This window comes from Phycisphaerae bacterium, assembly GCA_035384605.1.
In the GTDB taxonomy this organism is placed as follows: domain Bacteria; phylum Planctomycetota; class Phycisphaerae; order UBA1845; family PWPN01; genus JAUCQB01.
This window is the reverse complement of the sequence record DAOOIV010000162.1, coordinates 1-8,609: the sequence shown is the minus strand read 5'-3', so window position 1 is coordinate 8,609 and position 8,609 is coordinate 1. Positions and strand designations below refer to the sequence as shown.

Annotated in this window: 3 protein-coding genes; all 3 read right to left on the bottom strand. The window is 61.7% G+C overall.

Annotated elements, in window-relative coordinates:
- Window positions 1-872, bottom strand: an 872-nt coding sequence (locus PLL20_20705; GenBank protein HPD32421.1) for a hypothetical protein, incomplete at its 3' end; no start/stop codon positions are given.
- Between the two features lie 177 nt (window positions 873-1,049).
- Window positions 1,050-4,736, bottom strand: a complete 3,687-nt coding sequence (locus PLL20_20700; GenBank protein ID HPD32420.1) for a hypothetical protein — start codon at window positions 4,734-4,736, stop codon at window positions 1,050-1,052.
- A 105-nt stretch (window positions 4,737-4,841) separates the two neighbouring features.
- Window positions 4,842-8,426, bottom strand: a complete 3,585-nt coding sequence (locus PLL20_20695; GenBank protein HPD32419.1) for a DUF5010 C-terminal domain-containing protein — start codon at window positions 8,424-8,426, stop codon at window positions 4,842-4,844.
- Between the last annotated feature and the right edge of the window lie 183 nt (window positions 8,427-8,609).

The following is an 8,609-nucleotide window of genomic DNA, read 5'->3' as shown; positions in this document are numbered from 1 at the left end:
ACACAATACGGCACCAGTGTGCCGTCGTTATCGCTGAAAATGACGGCATACAGGTCGAAGCTCTGGGCCTGGCCGGCGGCATTGTAGGCCTGCCCGTCAGCGTAGCCTTGGCCGTCCTCGATACGACGGTAGATGGCGTAATCGTTGTTCGGCGTGCCGTTCTGCCCCGTCAGCTTCAGCGCATACCGCTGCGCGGGCGTGGTGGGAATCATGCCCGAACGGAACCGCACCCACATGTCGGCGGTGGCGCCGATGTTGGCCTTGAGGCGCGACACGCCCACCTGTGGCCAAGTTGTGATGTTCCCGCCGTTGTCGGCGTGCACCGAGACGAGCATGTCTCTGGCGTTTGTGCCTGCCAGCTTGAACTGCACACCGGTGACCGACGTGCCAGTCGCGATGAAAGTCTGGTACCACACGGGGGCCCACGAGGTCCACGGATCAGCGCCCCACTCGCCCGAGTTGCCTCCGAAGGCGCAGCTATAATCCGTGGGCAGGTCGAGGTCGAGGCTGGTCGAGCCGCTGCCGGGAATCACTACGTTAGATACCGCTTTGGGCCGGCCCCAGAACAGAGGCTGGTCCAGGAACAAGGAGTAGATGCCCCCGGGCATCGTGAACGTGTAGTAAGACTGCGGATTCGGCGGCAGGCCCACGCGGTAGCTCTTGCCCGCCACACTTCCGCCGTCAACCACGCAGTGGATGTTCCACTCGTATAACGACAGGTAGTTGCCGGAGCGGCCCTTCACCTTCTCGATCCAGCAATTCCCCGTCAGGGTCCCATCAGCCAGAGCCTGCGGTCCAGCCGACGCGAGCAGCATTCCGCCGCTGATCACCACCGCCAACACATGGAGCCCGGTTGTCTTGGTTCCGTCCATGCTTCACCTCGATGGAATGAAAACAGACATACGTCCGTCGGTAGGCCACGCGCCTCCCGAGTTATTGCAGAGCCACAATGCAGACTCGCCCCTCCAAAAACACGCCCGCGACCCTGCGCGCTGGCACCGCTGACATGGTCGAAGACCGGCGTACAGGGCACCGGTGGACCTTCCGTCTTATTGGATACGCAGCGTGTCCCACTTCATCGTTGGGGCCGTGCCGGAGCTGTTGCCGGTCTTGAACCCCACGCTGATCTGTGTGTTGGATCCGCTGTTGAACGTCTTGGTGTACTGCACCCACGTGTCCCCGTTCCCGTTGGTGCCCGTGTTCGAGAACTTCTTGATCTCCGTCCAGCTCCCTGGGTCGGAGTCGAAATTCTGGGCCGTGTTGCTGCCCAGCTTGTAGAAACACTCGCGCCAATAGCTGCTCGTCGAACTCGGGCAACGCATGTAGATCGAAAGGGTGTAGCTGGCGTTCGGGGAGATGTTGTACACCTTCACCTTGGACGAAGACCCGGTGTTGCTGCGGGTGGCCTGCAGGCAATCGCCCGACTGGCCGCCGGTAACGCTCGACCAGCTCGCCGCCCCGCCCCAGGGGGCGTCGTAACTGCTCGACCAGCTTGGTACCGAGTTGAAGTCCTCGGCCACCGTGATCTTCGACGGATTGACCGTCAACGTCACCGCGATCGTCTGCGGACTGTTGCTCGCGTTCGGATCGCTCACCGTGATGGTGCCATAGTACGTCCCGGCCGACAAACCACTGGTCAAGTACGTCACCGTGATGGTGTCCTGCTCACCCGTACTTGTCCCGCTGGTCGGCGAGCAGGACAACCACGAGACATTGTCGCTGATCGAGTAGTTCAGCACGCCCAACCCGTTGTTGGCCACGGTAAACGTCTGGTTTGAGGCATTGCTGCCTTCGGTACAAGATGGCGACAACGTCGCTGGTGACCGGCTGATCGACGGAGCGGCACCCTCGGGGACAATCCGCATCGTGTCCCATTGCACCGTCGGTCCGGCTCCGCCGTAGGAGCCCAGTTTGTGGCCCAGCGTGATCTGGGTATTACTGCCTGTGTTCAGGGCGACGTTGTACTGGGTCCAGGTGTTGCCGTTGCCGTTCGTGCCGTCATTGGCAAACTTCTTGATCATGGTCCACGTGCCGCTGTTGTTATCGAAATCCTCAGCGGTGTTGCTGCCCAGTTTGCACGCGGTTTCACACCAGTAGGTGCCACCAAAACTGGGGCATTTGACATACACGCTCACGATGTAGTTGGTATTCGCGGTCACGCCGTACACCTTGGCCTTGACCGACGAACCCTGGCTGCCTCGCGAAGCCTGCAGTGCATTACCCGACTGGCCGCCGGCCACGATCGACCACGTGGCCGCGCTTCCCCATGATCCGTCAAAACTCGACGACCAGCTCGGCATGGTTTCAAAGTCCTCAGAGACCGTAGTGGCCGGCGGGTTGACCGTCAGCGTCACCGCGATGGTCTGCGGGTTGTTGCTGGCGTTGGGGTCGCTGACCGTAATGGTCGCGTTGTACGTCCCGGCCGACAGGCCGCTGGTCGAGTAGCTCACCGTAATCGTGTCCGCCTCACCGGCGCTCGTGCCGCTCGTCGGCGTGCAGCTCAACCAGGCCTGGTTGTCGCTGATGGTGTAGCTCAGTGTACCGATCCCGCTGTTGGTCACGGTAAAGGTCTGGTTTGAGGCGTTGCTGCCCTGCGTACACGATGGTGATAGCGTCGTCGGCGACAGACTGATCGCCGGGGCGGTCGGGGGAGCGGCCACTTGCTTGACAGACACCCGGTCCACACTGATTCGGTAGGCCGGGTTGCTCACCGCCTGATGGGCCATGATCCAGATGGAGGCCGTGCTGCCCGTGGCGGTGAACGTCCGCCAGGTCCGCTCCCAGACCTCGTGCACCGCGTTCTCTTCGGCGATGATATCGCTGCTCCAGTTGATGCTTGCCGCATTGGGATTGCTGGTTTGGCCCGTCAGATCGATGCCGGTATGGAACGAAACCTGCGGCTGGAACCCGCGGAACTCATAGCGGAAGTCGAGATCCAGCAGATACATGTTGCCGGCACTGAGACCCGTAATTTGCTGCCTGATGCCGCCGGTGAACGCCGCATTCGGGTTCTGCATCTCCGATAACGTCGTCGGATGTACCTGGCCCGCGCCAAACTGCTGGCTGTAGAGCCCCGCGGTTGCTTCAGACGGGTTGTTCGCGTTCCAGGTCCCGCAGGCCGTGGCGATATCGCCCGCGCCGCGGATGTTCCAGTTCTCCCAAACGCCCGTCCCGCCGGCCACGAACAGGGTCAGGCCGGTACACCACCTGTCCTCGTTCATGTAGGCGCCGAAGGCGATCAGATCGTCGCGAATCTGGCTGGCCTGAAAGACCCCGTGCCAGCCGTGATAGGTGGTCCCTTCGGTGTAGATCACAGGCGGCATCCGCCAGCCGCGATCACGGTACATGTGAACGTACTTGCGCCAGCGCAGCGCGTAATCGCACGGCGGATCGTATGTGGCGTTGTTGATCATCAGTTGGTCGTTGGGGCCGCCGTAGCTGTGGTACCCGACATAGTCGCTGACCGCCAGCGAATCACGCGCTTCAAGCATCTTCCAGATGTTGCCCGGGGACCCGACGGAGATATTCAGCGTCACCGCCTTCATGCCCAACTCGTGACAGCGTTCGGCGAAAGCCTTCTCAAACGCCAGAACGTTTGCCCATTCGGCATCGCCCCAGCCGGGCTCGTTGCTGCCCTGCCAACAGTCGATGCGCGGATGGTACTGCTGCTCAATCCAGCAGTTGTCGGCGTGTACGCGACCGTAGTAGGTCGGGTTTGTCAGGTACGTCCCCATGAGATGGTCAATGTACAGGCGACCCACAATCACCGTGTCGATCATGTTCGGTCTGCTGCCCCAGTAGTCGGCATCGCCCATCTGCATGGTCAGCGCGGTCTTGGGGTTCATATTGACCACCGTGTCGGCCTCGCCGTAGTCATACTTGCCGGCGCCGACTTTGCCGATCCGGGTTGATTGCTTCCAGTAGCCGGTTCCGGCGGTGGACCAGGGACTCCACCCTGAAGCCAAACCGTTCGACCAACTCCCCTCGAAGCTGCCATTATTCACCAGTTCGCCGCCGGTGGTCTCGGGGACGTCGGCGTCCGGATCCGGGGGCTCTTCTTCGGGCGGAGACGGCGGACTGGTCGGGATCGGACCGCTGATGACTACATTGTCGATCCAGATACGGCCGTTGCCGAAGCCAGGCCACTTGCGCATGGCGTTCACGTACACCGTCATGACCTCGAAAACGGCCGTGGTTGAGACGGTCAATGTCCGCCAGGCGTTCTTGTCGCCCTGGGCGGCGGACCACTTCACCGAGCCCTCGTGGATGTTGGTGTCGCCGTAAGGATCCAGGCCCACGTTGGCGACCATGTTCTCGCCGCTGTAGGACTCGCCCTGATCGATCTGCATGTATACGTCGGCACTGACCGTGTAATTCTGCCCGGGGATGACGTAGATCTGCTGGTAGATGCCAGCCCGTTGGCTGGTGTAGTACTGAGCGCACTCCGGGATGTCGATCCGCTGGGAGTGCGTTCCGTTGGTCGCCCGTACGGTTGAGTCACTGAAAGTCGGGGCACTCACGAAGTGGCCATAGGTCCCCGTCCAGTTGTTGCCCACGCCACTCGTGAATCCGCTTTCGAAGCTGGGGTTGTGGACCGTACCCCATGCTGACCCCGCCGGCACCCAGGGGGTGGTCACCTTGCAGTCGCAAGTGAACCCTGGAGGACACAAGGCCTGTACCGGGGCCGCGGCCAGAACCACACAGGCAAACGCCCATTTTTCTGCTCGTTTGATCACAATCTCGCTCCTTTCGAGAAGGCTCTCGGCGACAAAACAACGCCCGAACAGCCGCGAATGGCCCGGCAGGCCGCAGCAGGGCCGGCTGTCGGACCTGACAGTTGACTACTGAATCCTCAACGTATCCCAGAGCACGGTCGGGCCGGCTCCCCCCGATGAACCCAGCTTGAACCCCACACTGATCTGCGTGTTGCTCCCGCTGTTGAACGTCGCCGAGTACTGAGTCCACGTGTTGCCGTTGCCGTTGGCCCCGTCGCCGGCAAACTTCTTCACCATCGCCCAGGTCCCCCCGTTCTGGTCAAAGTCCTCCGCCGTGTAGCTGCCCAGCTTGTAGGCGCACTCCGCCCAGTAACTCCCGCCATAGCTCGGGCACTTCATGTACACCGAGATGGTGTAGTTGGCGCCGGCGGTGATGCTGTACACCTTTACCTTCGCGGACGAGCCCTCACTGCCGCGCGAAGCCTGCAAGGCGTTGCCGGACTGCCCGCCGCTGACAATAGACCAGGAAGCGGCGCTGCCCCATCCGGCATCGAAGCTGCTCGACCAACTCGGCATCGACTCGAAATCCTGAGCCACTGTGGTTTTGGATGGGCTCACGGTAAGAGTCACCGCGATCGTCTGCGGATTGTTGGTGGCGTTCGGGTCGGACACCGTAATCGTCGCGTTGTAGGTTCCCGTCGACAGGCTGCCGGTCGAGTAGTTCACCGTGATCGTGTCGGCCTCGCCGGTGCTCGTCCCACTCGTCGGCGTACACGCGAGCCAGCTCACGTTGTCGCTGATGGTGTAGCTCAACGTACCCCCGCCGCTGTTGGCTACCGTGAACGAGCCGGCAGCCGGGCTCGATCCCTGTTGGGTCACCGGCGAGAGCGACGTGGGGTTCAACGCGATCGCTGGTGGCGGAGGTGGCCCTCCGCCGCTGATGCTCACCTGCACGTCGTCCAGCAGCGTCAGATTGTAGGTCAAAGCCCACTTGTGCCAGTGTTCGATAAACACCGTAATAGTGGTGTTCTGGGCAGTAACGCGGTTCGCACCGGTCAGCCCGATCTGGGACCACTGACCGACCGAGTTGGCCCATTCCGTCCAGAGCACATTGGCCGAGTTCTTGTCGGTGCCGCCATACGGATCGATCCCGATCCGGCAGTTCGTGTCCCAGGCAGCCCCACTGCTGTCCGTCCGGATCCAGACGGCCGCCTCGACCTCCGCACCCTCACACACCTCGATCTGCTGATAGGCCCCGCCGTTGCGGGTCTGCCAGCTACATCCCACGCCAAACATCTTGCTGCCGCCGTGCGAGGCGATATTGTGGTAGCCGCTGTTCACCACACCGTCCGTGCTCCCGAACGTCACCCACGGCGACTGCCCCGACTCGAACCCGCCGTTGATCAGATCGCCATTCTCGCATGGGGGAGTCTCGCTGACCGTGAGGGTCACGGCCACGGTCTGAGGGTTGTTGCTGGCGTTGGGGTCGCTGACCGTAATGGTCGCGTTGTAGGTCCCGGCCGACAGGCCGCTGGTCGAGTAGTTCACCGTGATCGTGTCGGCCTCGCCGGTGCTCGTCCCACTCGTCGGCGTACACGCGAGCCAGCTCACGTTGTCGCTGATGGTGTAGCTCAACGTACCCCCGCCGCTGTTGGCTACCGTGAACGTCTGGCTGGATGCGTTGTTACCGACGATGCAGGAGGGCGCGAGACTCGCTGGCGAACGGTTGATCGCCGGACTCGACGAGGTCGGCACCAGCCAGAACCGCTGGATGTTGAACGCGCTTGAGTCGCAGCAGAATTGGATCGTCTTCCAGCCGGTTCCAATGTTGACGACACCGCAATTGAGCGTCTGCCACGCCTGCCAACCGCCGGTGTTATTCATGGAAAGAGCGCCGGTCAAGGCCGCACCGTTCAGCTTGAAGCTGCACGTCTTGCCGCTGTTGGGCGTGGCGTAACGCATGTACAGGTTGTAGACGCCGGTGCCCTGGCCTTGGATCGGAAAGTTGAGCCATTCGCCGGCGGCGACCCAGCCCACGTTGTAGCGGCCGTCGGTACACGTCTCGATGTCGACGTCGTGCGATCGATACTGACCGCCGCTGTTGCCGCTCGACGTGTCGTAGTAGTCGGTACCGCTTTCTGCGTTCACGCCGCCCTGGTAGTCCGAAGCGTAAACGGTGATGGTGCCCCGCGTCCCGGCCGTGCCGTAAATCTCGAATTCCGGCAAGCGCACATAGCTGTCAACGCCCGGGTTCGTGATAACCAGCCGGACATAACGCAGGCTCTTGGGCGTTTCATAGATGAATCGGTTGTACTGGTCCTGGCAACTGTTGTCGACGTCGTACTCGACCGTCCAGGGGCCGAAGATCGAGCTGGCCGACTCGATCCGGTAGTACTTAGTGTTCATCGCGGTCGACCCCCCGCCCCACGAGGCGTGACGGACAATGTAACCCGTCACCGTCGAGGTCGACCCCAGGTCCACCGCCAGTGTTGCGGTTCCCCCGGTCTGGGCGGTATTGCAGCACCAGCTTGTGCCCGGCAGGCCGTCCAACGCAGAACGTCCGTATTGTTGCGTATTGTAGCGACCGGACTCGATACAATAGGCTGCGGTCAGAGACAGGTTGCTACCGGTGGGATTTCCCGGCCCCAGGCCGACGCAATTGGAGGGCCCGGTGTCCCACATATAGCCGTAGGCAACCGCCTGCTGAAAATCGGCCAGGACCTGGTCGCGGTCCTGCAGACCGAAAGTCCACCCGTCCTCCCAGGCCATGATCCAACGGAACAAGACCAGAGACCGGATTTTCTGCGAGTTGGCCTGGTTCCACGAGTTGATCTCCGCATAGGCCGCTCGGACCCATCCGTTGTTGACGTTGTACCAGGTGTGCCGCGGCGTCGCGTAGTCGGCGCACTCGATGTTCTGATCGCACTCGGTGATCAGAACCGGCTTGGTGGTCATGGTGCTTGGAATGGCCGCCATGTAGTTCCGGTATACCTGGAAGTTGTAGTAGATGTCCTGGTACGGCGGCCCCATTTTCGCCTGGTCGGTGATCAGAGTCGGATCGCAACCGTGAGTGTAGACGTGGATCGCCAGTCCGTCGATCTTGCTCGCTCCGATGCTGTTGAGGATGTTCACCCAGTAATCGAGAAAGCCTTCGATACCCTGGCCGGGGTAAGGTGGAGCCCAGGTGCCCGAAGGGACCGGAATCAGTTTGGCCGCCGGTTTGACGTTCTTGATGGCCGTGTAGCACTTATTGTAGCAGCTTACATATCGGGCGACAGTGATCGGCTGACCGGTGTTCGGGTCGCCGCCGTTATTGCCGGGCCACTCCCGAGGCAAATTGGTCTCGTTGCCGATGATGTAGTAGTCCACGCCGCTCGACGCATTCACGAAATTCGCGCATCGCTGTGCGAAGTTGTCATACTGCGATTCGTAGGGGATCGTCCCGTTGGACCCGTAGCCGTTGTTGATCCGGACGATCACGCCGTAGCCGGCGTTCGACCATGCCGAATAATTGTTACCGGCATAGTTGCCCGGATCGTGTCCGATCTCCTCGGTCCAGAGGATCCAGCCCTTGTTACTCCCCATGTACCCTTCTCCCCCCTGATCGTGTAGCCCGTAAATGTAGCTCGGGTCGGCAACGGCAGTGGTTGCCATGGCGGCAATAAGGCCCGCGGTTGTCACAATGCCGGCAAGTGTGCTCAGTCTGCGCATGACATGTCCTCCGAATGATGAAGCGCCATGATCGCGCGGCACCCCGGACAGAACGTCCGGGGTGCTGGCGATCCGATTTCTTTTCATCACGCCGCGAGCACACCTGACAAGCAAGGTGCGCCGTCGCTACTGAACCCGCAGCGTGTCCCACAGCACGGTGGGGCCGGCTCCGCCCGATGAACC